The sequence below is a fragment of the Cyclobacterium sp. 10D3-21 genome (assembly GCF_055809755.1).
In genome coordinates this window covers 1,593,437-1,610,776 of sequence record NZ_CM147924.1, presented here as the reverse complement: position 1 = coordinate 1,610,776, position 17,340 = coordinate 1,593,437, and the positions used below count along the sequence as shown (strand labels likewise).

The window sequence follows — 17,340 nt, the reverse complement described above, 5'->3', positions numbered from 1 at the left end:
CTGCCTTTTTGCATTATCATTCACTTCAACATTTAGGATGCTGCTTTAACGATGGCTTTCATTTTAGCCAGACCGGTTTTGGCTACATGAAGTGGATCTTCCTTCCAATATTCCCGGTTAAAAAGCTCTAGTGAGAGCACTTTATCTCCCCCCATGTCCCGAAGGTCTTTAACCACCTGAACCAATGGCCCAATACCATCACCTGGGTAAACCCTGTCTTTGTCTTCCTGTTCTTCCCTTGGAATATTTCCTTGGAAATCATTCATATGAAAAATCTCTATGGCATTTCCATTAATTAATTTTAACCCGTTAAATCCAGAACCTCCTCTGAAAAGGTGATATATATCTGGCAGCAGACGTGCGTCAGGATCATTGGCTATAGCTGCCACCATTAGTATTTGCCCTAAATGATAGAAAGGCTTAAACGCACCCCAAAATTCCAACTGAGGCATCACTCCTGTTTTACGACCCAAATCCAGCAAATCCTTAAACCGATTCCCTGCTAAAACCAAATCTACAGGAGCCTCTGCTCCAATACCTGGTGCAGCCACTCTATGGCAGCCGATGGCCGCTAGCAAATTCATTTCTTCTTCCATTTGCTGAAACCCTTGCCTACTTTTCTCTTGATCTGCTGCCATCCATGGAGCAAAACCAATGGCATTCTCCACCTTTAATCCACTATCCTTGATCATGGAGGACAAGGTGCTGGTGCTATTCCCATCGGCAAGAAACTTTTTTAAATCTTGAATCCAGATTTCAATTCCGTCATATCCAGCTTCTGCGGCTATTTCTATATATTTGGCCAATCCAGGATCCTGCCCTCTAATCGTGCTTGTATTTAAACAAAAAGTAAATTTACCTTTCTTTTTAGGTGCCGCGTAGCTTGAAACAGGATGGATTGCAGCCAAAGAACCCAATCCCAATGTTTTGAGTACATTTCTTCTATTATTCTCCATTATTTTTTCTCTTAATTGATGGGCATTTTGTGTTACAATATAGAAAAGAGTCGATGACCTGAAAAGGCCTCCTAAAACTACAAAAATATATGGCAAATAGTAGGAAAAAATAAGAACAGCCCCAATATGTAGGTAGCAATACGGCGAAAAACACATTAAAAATTGATTTGAAAATTAAAAAACAACCAATCGAAACCTCTGTTCAAATCATCAAAGCTCTCTGTTGTTGACTTCAAGTTAGGTAATGCAAAAAAATCCTTAACCGCCTATCTTGATCCTATTTTAAGATATTGCATTGTAGCAATTGAATTTAAAATCTTTATTTTTTTTATCCGCCTAATTAATATTTCTAACTTTAGGATGAAACCCTCATTGGAATTTCAATCGTGTATTTAAACAACTAAAAATCGGGCAAACATTTTGATTTTATTCCACATCATCGCAGGGACATGGCTTAAAAAAAATAGCAGTTCCTAGCATAATTCCACAAAACCTCATTTTGTCAATAAGTTAATCATGTGTGAAATCGATCCGAATACACAAACAAAACAACTATCCAAAAGCACTCTCTATCCGTTGGCTATACTTTTTTCAGCTATCCTCATCGGCGCTATTCTTGACTTTTGGAAATATGGCCCTTATATAACACCAGATACCATTGGATACTTTAATATGATCCAAGGGAAAGATTCTGGTTTGACAACCTTGTCACCGTTTTATGCTTTTATCCTTTCGGCATTTCCATTTTCACTCATGTCAATTTATGACAGAATAATGGTATCCGGAATCTTAATGTTTTTACTGGCATTTTACCTTACCATCAAAATATCTGGTAAATTCCATCAAAAAAAGGTAAGTTATTTGCTTGCTTTCGGAATCAGCATCTTTTCCTGGTGGTCATTTAGGATTTTGGGAAGAGCGCATGCTGACAGCCATTTTTATGTTTTATTTTTGCTTTGGGTATATCTTTTTATTTGGGAGAAAAAGAAGGACAAAAGGTATTTTATTTTAATGTGTTGCCTTTCCGCTTTAATGGTTTGGGTTAAACTGAACACATTATTTTTAATTCCACTGTTGATTCTATGGGTATTTTTAAGCAAAGAAAAGCAATGGATTTATGTCATTTTGGCGACAATTTTTTCCTGGCTGAGCTACAGATGGATGCTCCCGGAAAACATATTAGACCTACACTTGTCAAATCAGGTAATTCTTCGACCCAATCAAGTATCCCCAGCATTTCATTTTTATGAAAACCTATCTTCCTGGTTTCAAGTGAGCTTAGGAATGATTTTCTCAGATCTGGTAACCCAGAAAATCCCCTTGTCGGTAGCATTTTTACTTGGGAGCTTTAGCCTTGTTTTACTATTATATTACCTTATCATGTTTCATGATAGCTATGAAAAACCAATTTACAAACTCCTATTTATCAGTCTTATTTATAGTGTATTTTTCTTAAGTTTTCAGCAATGGATTGGCTACAAAGAAATTAACTTTAGGACCTTATTCCCTCAGCTTCTTGCACTTTCATTCGCACTGTGGATTTACCTGATACAAAACCACAATAGGAATGTAATTTTGATCATTGCCATTCTTATTACTGCTCAAACATTAACCGGTCATTATTTGATTTGGCAGCGAAAGGATGTTTCTTCGCTATTTAGAGCCAAAGATTTTGATAATAGTAGAGAAAAGGAATCCATTGAAGCAATTTTAGAATTACCCCAACAAAAAATTCTCACCGATGCTCCTGAAAAAATCATGCTTTCTTTTTCAACCAGGGACGTCTGGCAAATAGCACCAAAAAATCGATTTATTGAGGGGAAGAATTATCCATTAAACGAAACTGATATAGAAATAGAGCGTCAAAAAAGTATTGCTTCACTTTTAAATGGTTCAGCAATAATCGTTCTTTTTCACCCAAGTAAGCTCAGCATAGAACTTAACAACACCCCCCAAATCAGCTCAATCAAGGAAAATGACATGACAATCTATTATTTAGATAAATCAGCGGAGTAAATACATTTTACCATAGCCTTTCTTAAAAGCTTTATCTGCAGATGTATTCCTATGTTCCATAAATTGACCATTTTTCCTGACCAATACCCTATAAATATAAACGCCATTGGCCAATTGATCACCAAATTCATCTTTGCCATTCCAGGCATAATCCGTTATGTTATTACCAATAGTAATTGGGCCAAGTTCATCCTGAAAAATTTCTTTTACCACTTTGCCCGTTATGGTCATAATCTGGATTTTAATTTCATCCGGAATCTCTGCTCCAGTAAGGGTAAACACAAATCTAACGCTACTACTAAATGGATTTGGATAAGGGTAAAAATTAGTAATCTGACTCTCATTGATCACTTCAAAACTAACCTCATACGGCACTGAACCTGCACTATTACCAGCTGCATCACTGGCATTAATTTTTAAAGTATAAATACCATCCTCTAATGGTCCAGGCTGAAACTCTATGGTAAAGTCTGAGTTTTCTGTTGCTTCAAACCATTGAACCCTGGAATTGCTAAAACTTACCCTCTCAAAATCACAGCCTTCACAAGGTTTTCGAAGCATTAACTCCATCCCCAGGGTATCCTGTTTCAAGGCTATTTTGTTTTCGTCTTTTACTTTCGTTGAAATAATTACTGTAGGGGAAACAATATCACCATTCATTATATATCTCCCATCAAAATTCACGTCCAAAACAGGATTTAAATCGTCCCCTTTTACCTTAAAATATTTAGGCAAATCCATTACATTATTTGTGTAAATTTGCTCTGTTAATATTCTGGGGTTGACAAATACGTTTAAAGAATTATCACCAGACTTGCCTTTAGAATCAAAATCTATCGTGAAAACGGAAGATTCCCCAGCTTTCACTGCAGGTATTTTAATCGTCTCTCGAGTTATCTTTCGCTGATCAATATTGTGAAAGGAGTAATCTACCTGTATGGAATCAAAGAAATCATGTTTAGAAATATTGATAAACTCAAACGCTAACTGATCCTCCTCCCCTTCATTTAGAACCACCTCTTTGCGTTGGTCTTTTAGGATCAACACCCCTTCTGCTACACCTGTATAGGCTACCTGCCATTTGGACAACTGAGGTAAATCGTTCTCTGGTAGATCTTCTAAGGAATAGCGTAACCTAAGAAAAGGATAGCTAGTGGCATCAAAGCTTGAAAGATCTACTGTTTCCACCTCTATATCTTGCAGTAATGACACTTCCCCTCCATCAGGTGTCACCCCAACTACATCCATAGAACTTTGTGAAGGCTCAAACAAGTCTTTACTTTTCACCTCATTAAAGAAGCTTACCCAATCGGATGCTGGCCCCACTTTTGGTGACAAAATACTACCTGAAGGAAAATAACCTTCAATATCTGTTTCAAATGAGATGACTTGAGAATCACGTGAAACGTCTCCATCAATAGTCGGAACAACCTCAATCGCTTCTCCCGCCTTCATCCCTTTTCTACCAAAAAGTATGTACGGATCACCTGTTTCTAAATTTCTCAAGGTAGCTTCATTTGCGCCTAACTCTTTAAGCTTTAAATAAGCTTCATCTGGCCAATCTGAAAAAGTCACTTTTCCAACAGAAAAAATAACAACGTAATCGTCCTTATTCACCCCATCTACAAAATCAAGAAGCATCGTCCTTCCCTCTCCCGTAATGTTCAAATTGGAAATACTTTGAATAACTTGTGGTACTCTTCCACAAGATCGATAATCTAAAACATCTACGGTAACCAATGGAACGGGTAAGTATGGCTCCAATGTTTGGTGATCAAAAGCCATCAATCCTAGTGTACCATTTGGACAAAAACGATTAAACGTATCCAAAATATAGGCTACACCATCCAGCATTATTTGCGTGTTTTCTACCCTGTACCCCTCATTTTCTGATCCAAAAGTAAAAATATCGATATTCAAGGCTGTATCTTGAAATTTCCAATTCTGATCCGAGAGAGAAATACTTACATTTGAAAGTTGATTTTCCAAAAACTGCGGTAACTTCCTTTGTGTCCAGCCTTCCGGACCTTCTTCAATGTAGGAAAAACTACTTCCTTTCCATGAAGCATCTTCTCCTTCTCGAGGCGCTGAAAACTTGGTTCGCCAATAATAAGTAAGGGAATCTACTTTAGGTATACCTTCGAAAAGATTTACCTTCCATCTGGCCAGGTTATTTGTGGTCACTCTCACTTCTTGTCTTTTAGGGCTTGAAAAATCCGAAGCAGTATCTAGTTGAATGATTAGGTTTCTTTGTTCAGTAGCAAGCCCAGGTATTTGAGCAATTAATTCTAAATTCGTTTCATTGACAATGCCAAAATCCAAAGGAAATAAGTTTAAGGTTCCGCTTAAAGGCACAAAGAACGATACAGAAACAACGTTATTGGCGTAGGTCATCTCATCAATCTGGCGACTTTTATTTACCGTAATGGTAAACACATTATCACCAAATGAATTTATCCCAGTATTGGGAATAGCAAGGACCAAAGTATCCAGCCGAAATATCGGCTCCAAAGGACTTACAGGTAGGGTTATCACCGTTCCATCTGGCAATTGACGCCTAATATCAATATCCACTTCACCAAGATCAACCATCCCTAGGTTTTTGATAGGAATGGTTAATTCCAAAGTATCAGAGAGCGAATTCAATACTTGATCGTTGACCCCATTCAATTCTATTTCGTCAGCATAAATGGCATAGTCTGCTTTATTTGCTGGGAAAATTCTAGCCGCCGGATCTCCCAACATAATGATCTGGTTGGCATGGGATTGGTTGACTTCTGACGAGCCATACCTTGAATAAAATAATTTTTCTGCTTGAAGCTTAACCTTACCTAAATTCTGATAAATCATGCTTGAATCTGCAAATGCAGTACTATAAAATGATTCGCTATACCTTCTCAAATAAACATCTATACCGATATCTGCATGCGCCAAGAAGTTAGATGCTCCACGTTCAGGCGTAATGATCCAATCCTCACCAAAGGTATAGGCATCGCCAAAAGCATTGCCTGCATCGCAACCATTTAGAAGCAAAACCGGATATTTACCTTTATTTCTATAGCCCATCTCATTGACACTTACAAAACCAATGTCGATATCAGTGGTAGATGGAGCTGCATGACCGAAGAAAGTAACGAGACTGACCCCCTCATTGATTTGATCTGAAATATTAATCAATTCTACGGTGGCATTTGACCTTTTTCTAACGGTCTCCACATTTCCTCCTAAATAAACATCCTCCGCAGTAACTTTGAAACCATTAAGGAAATTATAAAACCTCTCCAACTCAAAAGCGGACCTTCCACCACTAAGGTGCATCAGGTTTTTTTGCCAGGGTTCAGAAACGCCCAGTGCATCTTTTTCCTTTATTTTATCCAAATAGGCAGCCACATCATTGGGCGTCCTGGCAGGTATACGGCCAACACTTATTTTTCTATCCAAAGGTTCTGAGGGATCCAAGCCTATCACAAATCGATTGTCAGAGTAAGGATATCCAAAGGTGGGAACCAGCTCTTGAAAACTAAAAACAGCTGGGTTATTTCTATAAAAATACGTGATTCCAGAGGACCTACGTGTGTTAAACATCCCATAAGCCCTCCCAATTAAAAGGACATTTTCAGGCAGGTATTGTTTTTGATAAAGCTCCAAAAAGCGCCTGATTCCGAGCGGAGATTTTTCCCCAAAGGAGAATTGGTCATACAAGTCCTGGACATTGACAGTAAGCGTATCAAAACCTCCCCCTTGGGGAGTAGCCCTATAGGAAGCATATGCGCCTACTGGATCACCATAGTTGTCCGCCGGTTCCCTTAATAATTCATGAGAAATAATAATAAAGTTCGCTTGTTGATTGAGCAGATTTCTAAACCTTACCTTCTCTAAAACATTTAACTCGATTACATTTTTCTGGTTTTGCACAAATACTTCACTTGGTCCTACAGCAGTTGGAACATGTATTTCATTGCCTGACTTTTTAATTGCTAACCTTACGGGATTATTAATGTCTGCGATATTGTATGCATTGTATTCCTCATTTACCCCTCCTATTACTAGCTCTTTATTACTTTCGTCGAATTCAAATGTTTTAGCATCAAAATCCCCAGATATACCTGTTGAACTATAATTTATTTGAGCATAATTGATGGAAAGGTTATCCAGACCATTGTCTACCCCCATAGCCGTTATTCTAAGAAAAAAATCACCCTCGGATGAAAAATCGGTTACCTGAAGTGGTTCATTCAACACCAGGTTTTCATAATCCTCGAAAGTAAATTGTCCCAGATCTCTTAAGCTATTGGCTGTAGGACCTACAGATACTGAGACCATATGAGAGCTCTCTGAGCGTCCTACCAAGCTGAGTGCTAGCTGCGGTGCCACATTTCCATTCACTACTTGTCCAAGTCCATCGAATATTAAAGTTCTACTTCGACCTCTGGAAATTATTGTTGAAGTCCAACCTTGCCCCTGATCATATTTAGACAATCGAACACCTGGGAAATATTCTCTTCCCATAGTATATTGCTCTGAAAAATGCTGTAGTGCCTCTAACTGATAATTGTTCACCTGATCCAATCCTTCTCCTATTGATGGTGAAGTCATGCGTTTCCCCAATGTTCCTGGGGAAATGGTAAGAAAATAAGCGGTGGTATCATTGTGTGTGTTATAATGAGGATTTGTCATCCACGATTCATCCTCATACAATAATTTATCTAAGGTTCCGTCATTCCTTTTGCCAAAAAATTCTAAATAGTCATTCTGATCAAATGTACCATCCTGCTGGCCACTAACGTACACCGCTACTTCCTCTCCCCTATGAAAAACCATGATTTCTCGAGGGTCCAAATCATCCATAGAAACCCCTGATGCTGAAAGAGTCGTATAACTCAACCTGTAAACGCCATCAGCGTAAGTGGGGATTTTATAATAGTCACGATCAAAATTCAACCATTGATTAGACTGCCCATTTACAAAAAAATGTACAAATATACCTGCCACCAATAAGGCAGTGCGCAACGCCTTGGTTTTGTTTTTTCTACAATCCATCATACAACCTAAAACCAGACTTTAACGGATTAAGAGAAACTTTTACACTGAAAACATGAGAATAGGGCGTTTCTGAAATACTACCAATATCGGTAAGTGCGTAGTCTACCAAAACTGCTTCGCTAACCCTGAACCCTAAACCGAATCCAGGTTGGACTGATGTATATTTAGAGCCATCAAAATCCTTTAGGGACTGTATATTCCCAACCCCCACTCTGAAAAAAGCAGATTGTCGGTAGCCCAGCTCCATGCCAAATTTAGGAGACAAATTAAACAGTTCACTACCATATAAGGTATTTCTTTGACCATCAAAAGTAAGATCCAAATCCAATACAGCCAATAAATCAACCTCGCTAGTAAGCTCAAAATTCCGAGACAGGCTTAAAGTAGCTCTTGGCAGGGTTAGCTCAATACTATTGATAGGTATTTCATTCTGAGTTTGGGCGTATATGTCTCTCACTAATTCAGCATTGTGAGACCATGCATTAAAGGTGGTGGTGATGTCTCTGGCCATCAATCCAATTCGCCAACCATTCTCCATATAAATGGCACCAAAATCTAAGCCAAATCCCCAAGCCTTGGCAAATTTCCCCACGTTACGGTGAATTACCTTGGCATTTACCCCCATCTTGAAATAATCGCTTATATCTCTGGCAAAAGAAAGCACCAAAGCATAATCAGCCGCATTAAAAAACTGTATATTATCATAATTCAATGCTCCATTGGCATCGTATAAAAATCTGGTATCTGGAATATCGTCTACACCAAACCTTATCAAGGATATTGCTATCTGATTGTCTTCCTGAATAGGTGTGGAGTAACCGGCAAAATCAAATTTTGCAATTCCTGCGAAATATTCTGCATGCATCAATGAAAATTCGTGTTCATGCTTGATACCCAACAAGCCGGCAGGATTCCAATATGCTGCAGTGACATCGTTCACTGCAGACACCTGGGCACCGGCCATTCCCAGGGCCCTAGCTCCGATTCCTATGTTCATGAATTCGTTGGAATATTTGGGAGCAATTCCCTGGGCTCCGACAGCTCCAGACAGCAAAATCCCCACCAACACACAAAAATTTGCCCTACTAAACATGAGTTTAAATAATAATTCTTTCGCAAAGTAAAAAGAAAATACCATTGTAAATATTTTGAAATTGAAAAATTATTGAAGGTTTTGTTTGGAATTGTTCAATTGTGAACAATAAACTGTACGAAGTCATCACAAACAAGATGGCATTTAAGAAGGTACTTTTGAAATTGAAAAAAATGGAAATTATTTCCCGCTTAATTAATTCTACTGTAATCTGCTTTTAAAACAAAAAATAACGCATTTTGACACATTTACAAGCAATTGAAAGACCTTTGTATACCATAGAATTCGGTATAACCTACTAGTCGGTAAAAAGTTGGTATTGTTTTTCTAACATGATTTAACAATCGCCAAAAAAAGTGACTATAATTAAAATATTTCTCTTAAAAAATAAACATGAAAGCTTCAAACACCCAAACCCAGATGCGGAAAGGGATATTGGAATTCTGCATTTTACATATCATCTCTCGTGGAGAAGTCTATGCTACTGATTTGATAGAGGAGTTGCAAGCTGCTCAAATGATAATTGTAGAAGGTACATTATACCCACTTTTAAACCGGCTTAAAAACACCAATCTGGCCTCATACAAGTGGGTAGAATCTGATTTAGGGCCACCTCGGAAATATTATTCCATTACCCCACAGGGGCTGGATTTCTTAAATGATCTCCAAAAAACTTGGGAAGATCTGGATACCTCCGTCAATCAAATTATATCGAAAGCTAAAAACGATTAGCTTCAACCAAGCTATTATAATTAATTTTCTTGACCTTAGTCATTTAAATCATGAAAAAGACAATCAGCATAAATATCAGTGGCATTCTTTTCCATATTGAAGAGGATGGATATACATCATTAAAGAATTATCTGGATGCAATCAACCAACATTTTTCTCACTATGAGGGCAATCAGGAAATAATTACTGATATTGAAAATAGGATCGCGGAAATTTTCCTCAGTAATCTAAAAAACAACAAACAGGTTATTACAGCAGATAACGTTACGAATCTTATTCAAAAAATGGGTACAATAGCAGATTTCAAAGCTATTGAACGGGACATGGATGAAGAGGAACAACCATCTGAAGAATCAGAAAATGATTTTTATAAATATGTAACCCCACCTGATCAAAATTCAGGCAAGGGCTATAAGAAACTTACCAGGCTGGTCAATGGTAAGATTCTAGGTGGGGTATGTGCTGGATTCGCTAACTACTTCTCAATAGATCCATTATGGACAAGACTCATCACCATCCTATTGTTGTTTAGCGGAGGTTTGCATTTTAATAGCATTCGACTACCATTTTTTTCGGAAGGATTTGAAATAGATACTGCTATTGGTTGGTGGACAGTAATCGCCTATATCTTATTATGGATCATACTTCCTGTCTCCTATGATAAACCAGAAGATAAAAATATAAAAAAACTGTACAGAAACCCTGATGACAGGGTACTGGGAGGCGTAGGTAGCGGCCTATCTGCCTATTTTGACATTGAGGTTATATGGGTGCGTCTTGCCTTTTTCGGTTTAATATTTGCAGGTGGATCAGGATTCGTTCTATACTTTATTCTTTGGATTATCACACCAATGGCCAAGTCCATCACTGAAAGAATTGAGATGAAAGGTGGAGCAATAACATTGAGTAATATTGAAACCACCATTCAGCAAAATTTATCCACTGAAAAAGTAAAAGAAGAATCCACTTCAAAAAAACTACTACTCGCTCCTTTTCGGTTTTTAGGTAAGATATTGAATCTCTTAGGAAAAGCCCTTGGGCCATTTGGTTCCTTTCTACTGGCCATTATAAGGGTGATTTTTGGTCTTATCATTTTCACTTTAGGAATGGTAATCCTTATTGTCCCACTTGCGTTTTTAGGTCTTTATACTGAGCTGCTTTCAAACAACGATTGGTCAAGTATGTTTGAGGGTTTCCCTATCAATACTATTGCCGAACTACTCCCCGTATGGTTGGCCATTGCTTTATCCGTAATTGTGTTTATTCCTAGTATAGTATTGGTACTTCTGGGAATAAGTGTTTTGATCAAAAGAAACCTGATTGACGGAAGATTTGGCCTGGTGATTTTTGGAATTTGGATAATGTGTATCCTTGCTGGCGCTTTTCAAGCACCAAAAATAATTGGCCAGTTTAAATCTGAAGGAAGCTTCACTGTGGATCAAACCATGGATGCGCCAGAGGGTATTCTAGTATTAACTGCGGAAAGAAATGGAATGGATGAAGGCGAACTTGGACTTGTAAAACTTCAATTGAAAGGGCATGAAAAGGATGAGATGATTGTCAGTCAGAAATTTATTTCCAAAGGTTCAAACAGAAAAGACGCCATTCAAAATGCTTCCCAAGTGACTTATGACTTACAGCTTACTGATAGTGTACTTGTATTTGATAAAACACTTACTTTTCCTGATTCTGCTATATTTAGGATGCAGCAATTGGATCAAACCTTGTTTATTCCTCAAAACAAGGTTTTTGTCATAGATCGGAATTTACTACCAATATTAAAGTATACGTTTGGTCAAGATGGTTATAAAAGCAGGGACATAAACAGCCGAAACTATTGGGTTTTTAATGAAAACGGACTACTTTGCTTGAACTGTATCAATGACCATAAGCAATCGCCGGTGGATAGTCTATCTCGGGCCATATATAAAGATAGCTTTTTCATGGAAAAATAGAATCCCACAGATCTGAAATAGTGAATTTATCCTGATAGGACGAGTATTGAAGGATAAATCCCCTGTAATACTAAACCTCTATTTAACAGGTCTATGGCTAGCGTTATAATTAATAGTGATGATTTTGGGGTAAACGAAGAAGAAAACCATTCGATACTAACTTCATTTCATCAAAAAATAATATCTTCTTCTACAGCACTTGTCAATTACCCTGAAGGACTGAAAGATGCTGTTGAATTGGTTAAGTCTAATCAGATCCCTAAAAATGGAATAGGTATACATTTGAGTCTAACATCTGGAGCTCCCTTACTTGAAGAAACCAAGGCATGTCGTTTACTATGTGAAAACGGATTATTTCATGAAAGAATTAGAGACAAACCTCAATTTTACTTCAATTCGGAAGACAAGAATCTTATTCACAATGAATTAGAAGCTCAGGTAAATAAATTCATTGCTGAATTTGGGTTTTTACCAAGTCATATTGATGGCCATCATCATATCCATACAGAGTGGGCAATTATGCGTTGTATTGCTAAAATCGCAAAAAAGAACGGCATTTTCAAAATTAGAATATCAAGAAATTTAGGGGACAATATTAGTCCCCTTAAAAGATTGTATAAAGCATATTTCAATTGGAATTTAAAACAATTGGGGTTTATTACGACCGATTTTTTTGGGGATTTTTCTGATATTCACAATAGTCAAATCAACTTGAAAAACAGAACGATTGAGATCATGGTGCATACAAAACCATCAGAATCAGAAGATATCATAAATGACTATGACAATACATCATTAAATGAAAAAGTTGAAAAGTACAGAAGCAACAATAGTAATGAAATGATTAATTATACTCAGTTATAATTTCAATCCTACATTGGGGAAATGAAACTTGTAATTATTTTACCCCTATTTTCATTTAACCTGCTTAAAACGTACTTATCACCCTATTTTTAGAAAACTTCGTATATGCTCCAATTACACAGAGCCTCTGGTAACTTTCCTCTTAAAATATAGGTTTGAAAGTAATAAAGCCATATTTTACAATATAAATACCGCCTAGTATAAGTCGGACACAGGTTCAAAACATTAAAGCAATGGATGTAAAAGTAAAATTTCTTGGAGCTGCCGGGACAGTAACAGGCTCCAGATTTTTCCTGGAAATAGGTACACTAAGGGTTCTCGTGGATTGTGGTTTGTTTCAAGGCATAAAAGAGAACAGACTCAGAAATAGGGAAACTTTCCCCATAGCTCCTGATTCCATAGACGTTGTGCTTTTGACCCATGCCCATATTGATCATTCCGGATATTTACCCAAACTTATAAAGGAAGGCTTTAATGGTCCAATTTACCTCACTGAGGCCTCCCTTGAATTGGTGAAAATCTTGTTATTGGATGCTGGAAAATTACAGGAGGAAGAAGCCAGGTTTGCCAGAAAAAAGGGTTATTCCAAGCATGAAAATCCCCAGCCTTTATTCACTCGAGAAGATGCAGAAAAAGTTTTCCCAAATTTGCGCCCTATTTCATTCAACCAAGAAGTTAAAATAGATGAGCGGTTGAGCCTGATCGCCTATAACGCGGGACATATTCTAGGTGCAGCCATATTAAAATTGCAAATCAAAGGAGACAATCAGGATAAGAGCATTGTATTTTCAGGTGATTTAGGAAGGACCAAAGATCCGATTTTAAATCCTCCTGCAGAAATTCCTTTTGCCGATGTGCTTTTTATGGAGTCCACTTATGGTGATAGAAACAACGATTCAATTGAAATAGACAGGAAGTTAGGTAAGGTTATTCGCGATACTTGTAATAATGGCGGCGTTTCTCTTATTCCTTCGTTTGCAGTAGGCAGAACTCAAATGGTTCTATTTTACCTCCACCGTCTGCAACAAAAAGGCCTCATACCTCAGATCCCTATTTATGTAGACAGCCCAATGGCCATAGACGTTACAGGGCTTTACAAGAAATTCCCTGAATACCATCATTTGGCCCCGTCTTTGGAAAATTTTGACGCCAATCCTTTTCATCACAAAAATCTACATTATTATAGAGATCAGGAATCTTCCATAAGTTTAAACAATATCAAAAGCCACGCTATAATCATTTCTGCTAGTGGAATGGCCACTGGAGGCAGGATTTTACACCACCTCTATCACAGGCTGCCCAACAAACAGGACAGCGTTGTTTTTGTAGGCTTTCAGGCAGAAGGAACCAGAGGTAGAAAAATCCTGGATGGAGATGATACATGCTGGATTTATGGAATAGCCGTTCCTGTCAAAGCGAAAACTTATTTTATAGATGGATTATCTGCGCATGCAGACCAAAGTGAGCTGGTAGATTGGTGTGACAATTTCATTTCAAAACCGAAATTCACCTTTTTAATACATGGAGAACCTAAAGCACGTGAAGAATTGGCCAGGATTTTGAAAGAGAAGTTTGATTGGGACCCCATATGTCCAGAATACCTGGAATCTTTTGTTTTGTTTTCAGGAATTTAGCGATAGGGTTTCCATTTGTTTAATGGTAAACTAATCTTAATTAATTCCTGATGAGAAATATTTCTAATTTAATATTCGGCTGTGTACTGGTATTTTTTTTATTCAGCTCTTGCAAAACAAATAAAATAAATACCCAAGGAATAAAAGGGCAAATATTTTGGATAGAGGGAAATCAAATGCCTCAGGCTGCAGGTGATAAAGCTACATCGGTTTCTCTTGCTTCTAAAAAGCCCGCCAAACGAACGGTACAAATCCATCAACTCACGCACATTAATGAGGCCAGTTTAGGGGATTACCTTTTCGGAAATATTGAGACGCCACTCGTAGCCTCAGTGGAAACGAATGATGAGGGTGAATTCTCAGTGAAGCTTCCGCCTGGTAAATACTCTATTTTTACCGTAGAGGAAAATGGCTATTTCGCAAGCATTTTTGACCTTGACAGTTACATTCACCCAGTAGTTGTGGTAGAAAATGAATGGAGCCAGGTTGAAATAACAATAGATTACAAAGCTTCCTTTTAAGAGGCAATTAATTGATTATCAATTTTTTAAACGATTTATATTTAAATCTATTAATTTTTGTTAATTTTTTTACCTTTGGCATGCAACCTTTTTTGACTTAGGGGCATCTACCTTATTGAAAGCTAAAAAAATGTCAACCAAAGAAAACTTCACAGAAAAAGAGATCGATCTGATCAAAGGTTGCCTTGAAGGAGACAGAAAAAGCCAGAGAGGTTTGTATGATCAGTTTTCTGGAAAATTTCTAAGCATTTGTTTGCGCTATATTAAGGACCACGACCTGGCTCAGGATGTTTTAGTAGAGGGGTTTATGAAAATCTTTCAAGGTTTAAATACTTATAGGAATGAGGGCAGTTTTGAAGGATGGATGAAAAGAATCATGGTGACACAAGCACTGCTTACGCTTAGAAAAAACAAGAAGTTACTAATGGAGGTAGATTGGAACGATCAAGACCATATTACGTCCCCAAATCTGGTTTTTGGCAATATTGAAGCTGAAGAGTTGTTAAAACTAGTCGCTTCCCTTCCTGTTGGTTATAGAACGGTTTTCAACCTGTACGCCATAGAAGGCTATTCACATAAAGAAATTAGCGAATTATTAGGCATTGCAGAAAATACCTCTAAATCTCAACTAAGCAGAGCCAGATCACTTCTACAAAAGCAAATAGCCCCCAGTTCATTTAAATTAAAAAGCAATGGCAGATAATATAAATAATTTGGACAAATTGTTTAAAAGCAACTTAGCCAATCATGCCGTCACTCCTGAACCTATGGTTTGGGATAAATTATCCAATAAATTGGATAGAAAAGAAAAGGTGGTGGTGCTCATTTGGTGGAAATGGATGGCTGCTGCCGCTGTGGTGTTAATCTCGTTTTGGTTAATGTACCAACATGAAGACCCAACTTCTAAAAATATCGCGTCTGTATCGGTTAGTGACACTAAAATTATTGAAAAAAATCCTTTTAGCATCTCCCCAATGCCGATAATCATTGAGTCAGAGATATCAGCCGATAAAATAGCCAACGAAGAAACAAATACGAACACCCGCGAAATAAAAGCACCCAATAGAAATCTGGTTGGCAAAGAAGAAAAAGTAGGAACTCTTCCTGTATCGGAGGCAAAACCTACTATAAAACGAACCCGTGAGCAGTTAGCTCCAATTTTTGAGGATGACAAGGTCCAAAAAACTAATGGGTTTACTGCTCCTCTACTCAGGCAGCAGGACGTTTACACAACAATTGCTTTAGAAGAAGGAAAAAAGAATGCCAATAATGATTATAAAGTCAAGATAATATCCAATGGGTATGCTATTCAACCAGAAAAAGAAAAACTAGTTGAAGAACTTGAAAGTAAAATAGGAGGCTTTTTTACCAAAATGGACGAAGGCTTCGGAGGCTTACAAGATGCCAAGAACAATCTCTTTGCTTCTCTTACTACAAAACGTGATAAAAAGAAAAACTAACCAACTAGATATTTAAAAATATGAAAAAGTATTTATTTTCCCTAATACTTATAGCACTTGCACAGGTGGCTTTCGCTGATCCGATAATGCCAGATGACAGACCACTAAATGATAGCATCATTGTTGAATTTGGCCAATCTGGTAAAATGGTTTTTGTAATTGATAACCCTGACGATTTTGAAAGGTTAAAAAACATGGACATCAACCAGATAATCAAAGAGCTTGATTTGCCTACTTCGACAAAGAATGGTGAGCTCACCGTAGTGGAAATCAAACAAAAAGACGGCAATAAAGAGATCGTAACCATATATGAAGATATGGGAGAGACAGAGGTTACTGTGGGCAGGTATAAGGTAATTGTGGACGACACAGGGGGAAAAACGAAAGTAAAACTGGTTACTGGACCTAAGAAGGATAAAGACCCTGATTTCCGCACTTATATTAATACTGATATTGGTATCAATACATTTTTTGAGAATGGAAATATCCCAGGAGGAGGAACCCCTTATAGCCCTAAAGGCTGGGGCAGTTGGAACATTGGCTGGAATTGGATGGCAAGTCAAAAGCTTTCAAAAGGTAAATACTGGGATTTTGGACTAGGATTGAGCTGGTACAATTTCAAGCTTGACAATGCCAACTACCAGATACTTGGTACCGAAGATGGAGTAGCTTTTGTCAACCGAACAGATGTCAATGGCTTTAAGAGTAAGGTTGCGGCCTCCTATTTAAATGTGCTTACCATGTACAGGCTTGACTTTGGTAAATTAAATGATAGTGGCCGAAATGGTCTAAGAGTAGCCATCGGACCTTATGCCGGATACAGACTAGGAGGAAGAAGCAAATTTGTATATAGAGAATTGGGCGGTTCAGGTAGAAAAAAAGACAAAACATCGGCAGGAGGTTATCTAAATAATTTCAGGGTCGGAATCAGAGGTGAAATTGGATTTAGAAGTGTAACTTTCTTTAGCACCTATGACTTTAACCCTTTGTTTCAACAACCTTTAAACCCAAATCTTCACCCATTTAGTTTTGGTCTAGTATTTTAATAACCAACAACCCAAATCAT

General features: G+C 37.6%; 12 protein-coding genes. 9 read left to right on the top strand and 3 right to left on the bottom strand.

Annotated elements, in window-relative coordinates; all coding sequences use genetic code 11:
- Positions 1-32: 32 nt before the first annotated feature.
- On the bottom strand, positions 33-956 hold the full coding sequence (locus AC0L7T_RS06690; RefSeq protein ID WP_473341725.1) for a sugar phosphate isomerase/epimerase family protein: 924 nt from the start codon (positions 954-956) through the stop codon (positions 33-35).
- 516 nt (positions 957-1,472) lie between these two features.
- Here AC0L7T_RS06690 and AC0L7T_RS06685 point away from each other — a divergent pair.
- Positions 1,473-2,972: a hypothetical protein gene (locus AC0L7T_RS06685; RefSeq protein WP_473341723.1), complete on the top strand. Its 1,500-nt coding sequence runs from the start codon at positions 1,473-1,475 to the stop codon at positions 2,970-2,972.
- On the opposite strand, the gene porU2 is transcribed toward AC0L7T_RS06685, so the two are convergent.
- Positions 2,961-8,015, bottom strand: coding sequence for a putative type IX secretion system sortase PorU2 (gene porU2, locus AC0L7T_RS06680; protein WP_473341722.1), 5,055 nt, complete (start codon positions 8,013-8,015; stop codon positions 2,961-2,963). The genes AC0L7T_RS06685 and porU2 overlap by 12 nt on opposite strands.
- Positions 8,002-9,108, bottom strand: a complete 1,107-nt coding sequence (locus AC0L7T_RS06675) for a putative type IX sorting system protein PorV2 (protein WP_473341721.1) — start codon at positions 9,106-9,108, stop codon at positions 8,002-8,004. Before AC0L7T_RS06675 ends, porU2 begins: the two co-directional genes overlap by 14 nt.
- A gap of 393 nt (positions 9,109-9,501) precedes the next feature.
- On the opposite strand from AC0L7T_RS06675, the gene AC0L7T_RS06670 reads away from it, so the two are divergent.
- From AC0L7T_RS06670 to AC0L7T_RS06635, 8 genes are all read left to right on the top strand, one after another.
- Positions 9,502-9,840: a PadR family transcriptional regulator gene (locus AC0L7T_RS06670; protein WP_473341720.1), complete on the top strand. Its 339-nt coding sequence runs from the start codon at positions 9,502-9,504 to the stop codon at positions 9,838-9,840.
- A 50-nt stretch (positions 9,841-9,890) separates the two neighbouring features.
- A complete protein-coding gene (locus tag AC0L7T_RS06665; RefSeq protein WP_473341719.1) occupies positions 9,891-11,795 on the top strand; it encodes a PspC domain-containing protein in 1,905 nt (634 codons plus the stop codon).
- A gap of 93 nt (positions 11,796-11,888) precedes the next feature.
- Positions 11,889-12,659, top strand: a complete 771-nt coding sequence (locus AC0L7T_RS06660; protein ID WP_473341718.1) for a carbohydrate deacetylase — start codon at positions 11,889-11,891, stop codon at positions 12,657-12,659.
- Between the two features lie 233 nt (positions 12,660-12,892).
- Positions 12,893-14,293, top strand: a complete 1,401-nt coding sequence (locus AC0L7T_RS06655; RefSeq protein ID WP_473341717.1) for an MBL fold metallo-hydrolase RNA specificity domain-containing protein — start codon at positions 12,893-12,895, stop codon at positions 14,291-14,293.
- A 50-nt stretch (positions 14,294-14,343) separates the two neighbouring features.
- A complete protein-coding gene (locus AC0L7T_RS06650; RefSeq protein ID WP_473341716.1) occupies positions 14,344-14,814 on the top strand; it encodes a carboxypeptidase-like regulatory domain-containing protein in 471 nt (156 codons plus the stop codon).
- Between the two features lie 130 nt (positions 14,815-14,944).
- Entirely contained in the window at positions 14,945-15,517 is a 573-nt protein-coding gene (locus AC0L7T_RS06645; protein WP_473341715.1) for an RNA polymerase sigma factor, read from the top strand.
- Positions 15,507-16,274 (top strand): hypothetical protein, encoded by a 768-nt coding sequence (locus tag AC0L7T_RS06640; protein ID WP_473341714.1) that lies wholly within the window; start codon positions 15,507-15,509, stop codon positions 16,272-16,274. The genes AC0L7T_RS06645 and AC0L7T_RS06640 overlap by 11 nt, the downstream gene beginning before the upstream one ends.
- Before the next feature lie 20 nt (positions 16,275-16,294).
- Complete coding sequence (locus AC0L7T_RS06635) at positions 16,295-17,320, top strand: hypothetical protein (protein WP_473341713.1); 1,026 nt, start codon at positions 16,295-16,297, stop codon at positions 17,318-17,320.
- Positions 17,321-17,340 lie beyond the last annotated feature (20 nt).

Excerpts from the sequence above, each read along its gene's own strand:
- AC0L7T_RS06655 (WP_473341717.1), top strand. The coding sequence starts at position 12,893 with ATGGATGTAAAAGTAAAATTTCTTGGAGCTGCCGGGACAGTAACAGGC.
- porU2 (WP_473341722.1), bottom strand. The coding sequence starts at position 8,015 with ATGATGGATTGTAGAAAAAACAAAACCAAGGCGTTGCGCACTGCCTTA.
- AC0L7T_RS06665 (WP_473341719.1), top strand. The coding sequence starts at position 9,891 with ATGAAAAAGACAATCAGCATAAATATCAGTGGCATTCTTTTCCATATT.
- AC0L7T_RS06645 (WP_473341715.1), top strand. The coding sequence starts at position 14,945 with ATGTCAACCAAAGAAAACTTCACAGAAAAAGAGATCGATCTGATCAAA.
- AC0L7T_RS06660 (WP_473341718.1), top strand. The coding sequence starts at position 11,889 with ATGGCTAGCGTTATAATTAATAGTGATGATTTTGGGGTAAACGAAGAA.
- AC0L7T_RS06635 (WP_473341713.1), top strand. The coding sequence starts at position 16,295 with ATGAAAAAGTATTTATTTTCCCTAATACTTATAGCACTTGCACAGGTG.
- AC0L7T_RS06690 (WP_473341725.1), bottom strand. The coding sequence starts at position 956 with ATGGAGAATAATAGAAGAAATGTACTCAAAACATTGGGATTGGGTTCT.
- AC0L7T_RS06675 (WP_473341721.1), bottom strand. The coding sequence starts at position 9,108 with ATGTTTAGTAGGGCAAATTTTTGTGTGTTGGTGGGGATTTTGCTGTCT.
- AC0L7T_RS06685 (WP_473341723.1), top strand. The coding sequence starts at position 1,473 with ATGTGTGAAATCGATCCGAATACACAAACAAAACAACTATCCAAAAGC.
- AC0L7T_RS06640 (WP_473341714.1), top strand. The coding sequence starts at position 15,507 with ATGGCAGATAATATAAATAATTTGGACAAATTGTTTAAAAGCAACTTA.
- AC0L7T_RS06670 (WP_473341720.1), top strand. The coding sequence starts at position 9,502 with ATGAAAGCTTCAAACACCCAAACCCAGATGCGGAAAGGGATATTGGAA.
- AC0L7T_RS06650 (WP_473341716.1), top strand. The coding sequence starts at position 14,344 with ATGAGAAATATTTCTAATTTAATATTCGGCTGTGTACTGGTATTTTTT.